This is a genomic window from Streptomyces himastatinicus ATCC 53653 (genome assembly GCF_000158915.1).
In the GTDB taxonomy this organism is placed as follows: domain Bacteria; phylum Actinomycetota; class Actinomycetes; order Streptomycetales; family Streptomycetaceae; genus Streptomyces; species Streptomyces himastatinicus.
The window spans coordinates 741,779-744,869 of sequence record NZ_GG657754.1; the positions used below are offsets into that span (position 1 = coordinate 741,779).

The following is a 3,091-nucleotide window of genomic DNA, read 5'->3' on the forward strand; positions in this document are numbered from 1 at the left end:
GCGCTTCCGGATCGCCGCACACCACCACGGCACCGGGGCCGTTCACGGCCGCGATCGACAACCGTTCGTCCCAAGCCTCCAGCCGGGGCCGGGCCTCGTCGGCGGACAGCGCCACCGACATCATGCCGCCGCGCCCCGCGAGGCGCCGGCCGATCGCCTGGCTGCGCAACGCCACCACGCGGGCGCCGTCCTCGACGGACAGCGCGCCCGCGACCACGGCCGCCGCGATCTCGCCCTGCGAATGGCCGACGACCGCGTCCGGGATGACGCCGTACGACTCCCACACCGACGCCAGCGACACCATCACCGCGAACGACACCGGCTGCACGACGTCGACGCGCTCCAACGACGGCGCACCGGGCTCCTGCCGCAGTACGTCCTCCAGCGACCACTCCACGAACCGGCCCAGGGCCGTCGCGCACTCACGGAGCCGTTCGGCGAACACCGGTGACCGCTCCAGCAGAGCGGCGCCCATTCCAGCCCACTGCGTGCCCTGCCCGGGGAAGACGAACACCGTCTTCCCCTCGACATCGGCCTCGCCCCGGACCACGGGAGCCGACAGGTCCTCATCGGCGAACGCGGCCAGCGCGGCCGACAATTCGGCGCGGTCCGCGCCGACGGCCACCGCGCGCCGCTCGAACGCCGACCGCGATGTCACCAGGGAGAAGCCGACATCGGCGACGTCCACCGGAGCGGCTTCGACGTGCGATACCAGGTCTGCCGCCCGGTCGCGCAGCGAGGCGCCGTCCCGGGCCGACAGCACCCAGGGCACCACTCCCCGAGCCTGCTCGGACGACAACGGAGCCGGGGTGGGTTCGCGTTCGGGGTCCGGTTCGGCCGGTGCCTGTTCCAGCACCGCGTGCGCGTTCGTACCGCTGATCCCGAAAGACGACACCGCGCACCGGCGCGGCTGCCCGGTTTCCGGCCACGGCACCGGCTCGGCCAGCAACCGGAGCGCCCCCGATGACCAGTCGACATGCGACGAAGGCGTGTCCACGTGCAGGGTCTGCGGCAGAACGCCGAGCCGCAGCGCCATCACCATCTTGATCACGCTCGCGACACCCGCCGCCGACTGGGTGTGGCCGATGTTCGACTTCACGGACCCCAGCCACACCGGCCGCTCCGGATCCCGGTCACGGCCGTAGGTCGCCAGCAGCGCCTGCGCCTCGATCGGGTCGCCGAGGGGGCGTGCCGAGAACGTGTGCCTCCACCGCGTCGATCTCGGCGGGCGAGATCCGCGCGGTGGCCAGCGCCTTGCGAATCACCCGCTGCTGCGACGGGCCGTTGGGCGCGGTCAGTCCGTTCGAGGCGCCGTCCTGGTTGATCGCGCTGCCGCGGATGACGGCGAGCACCGGATGCCCGTTGCGCCGCGCGTCCGACAGCCGCTCGACCAGCAGCAGCCCGACGCCCTCGGCCAGCGCCATGCCGTCCGCACCGTCGGAGAACGCCTTGCAGCGGCCGTCGGCGGCGAGCGCGCGCTGGCGGCTGAACGCCACGAACGCGTCCGGCGTCGTCATCACCGTGGCGCCCCCGGCCAGCGCGAGCGAGCTCTCGCCGTCGCGCAGGCTCTGGCAGGCCAGGTGGAGGGCGACCAGCGACGAGGAGCAGGCCGTGTCGACCGTGACGGCCGGGCCTTCGAGACCGAGCGCGTACGCCACACGGCCCGACAGCACGCTCGGGATGGACCCGGTGACCATGTGGCCCTCGGTGCCGTCGCCCGCGCCACGCCCGTAGTCCTGGTAACTGGAGCCGATGAACGCGCCGGTCAGGGTGGAGTGCAGGGCGCCCGGGTCGATCCCGGCCCGTTCGACGGCCTCCCACGCGGTCTCCAGCAGCAGCCGCTGCTGCGGGTCCATCACCAGCGCCTCGCGCGGCGAGATGCCGAAGAAGACCGGGTCGAACGCGCCCGCGTCGTGCAGGAACCCGCCTTGTGTGGAGTAGGTCGTGCCACTGCGGTCCGGATCCGGGTCGTACAGGCCGGTGGTGTCCCAGCCACGGTTGACCGGGAACTCCGAGACCGCGTCCACCCCGGAGGAGACAAGGTCCCAGAACTGCTCGGGCGAGTTGACGCCACCGGGGAAGCGGCAGCTCATCCCGATGATCGCGATCGGCTCGTCGTCGTTGGGCACGGCCGGTACGGCACCCGCGCCGTACGTATCGGTGGTGTCGGTGCCGTCGACGGCGTCGCTCAGCAGCTCCGCCCGCAGATACCGGGCCAGCGCGACGGGGGTCGGATAGTCGAAGACCATGGTGCTGGGCAGGGTCAAGTCGGTGACCAGGCCGAGCCGCTTGCGCAGTTCCACGGCGGTCAGCGAGTCGAACCCATGGTCCTGGAAGGCCCTGTCCGGCTTGATGGCATCCGGGCCGGGGTGCCCGAGCACAGCGGCCGCATGCGTACGGACCAGGTCGAGCAGCACCGGCAGCCGGCCGCTCTCCGGGGCCTCGTGCAAACGCTCGCGTAGTGCCGATGCCGCCGTTTCGCTCTCCCGCAGCGCTTCCCTGGCCGTCTCCGCGGCCTCACGCGCCCCGGGCAGCGTCGTGAGCGACGCGATGGACCGCAGGCTGAACAGCGCCTCCAGCACCTGCTTGTCGCCCAGGTCGGCGATCACCGTGGTCGCGTGCGGCTCGGCCACCAGCTCGGACAGGGCTTCCAACGCGAGCCGCGGTTCCAGCGCCGTCGTCCCCGCGTGCCGGGCGCGCGCGGCCATGCCGTCGCCGCTCCAGGCGCCCCAGGCGATCGAGGTCGCGGACAGACCTCGCGACCGGCGCCGCAGGGCCAGCGCGTCCAGCACCGCGTTGGCGGCCGCGTAGTTCGCCTGGCCGAGGTTGCCCACGGCGCCGGCCACCGACGAGAACAGCGCGAACACGGACAGATCCCGGTCGGCCGTCAGCTCGTCCAGCAGCAGCGCCGGAGCGACTTTGGACTGGAACACTCCCTCGAACCGCTCCGGGGTCAGACTGTCCAGCATCGCGTCGTCCAGCACCCCGGCCGCGTGCACCACACCGGTCAGCGGGAACTCGGCCGGGACGGCGGCCAGTACGGCTTCCAGTTCGGCCCGATCGGCGACATCGCAGGCCACGACCGTGACCC

Annotated in this window: 1 pseudogene; it reads right to left on the minus strand. The window is 72.7% G+C overall.

The annotated features are described in order from the left end of the window. Positions 1-3,091 (minus strand): annotated as a pseudogene (locus SSOG_RS58260) (type I polyketide synthase); the annotation flags it as partial.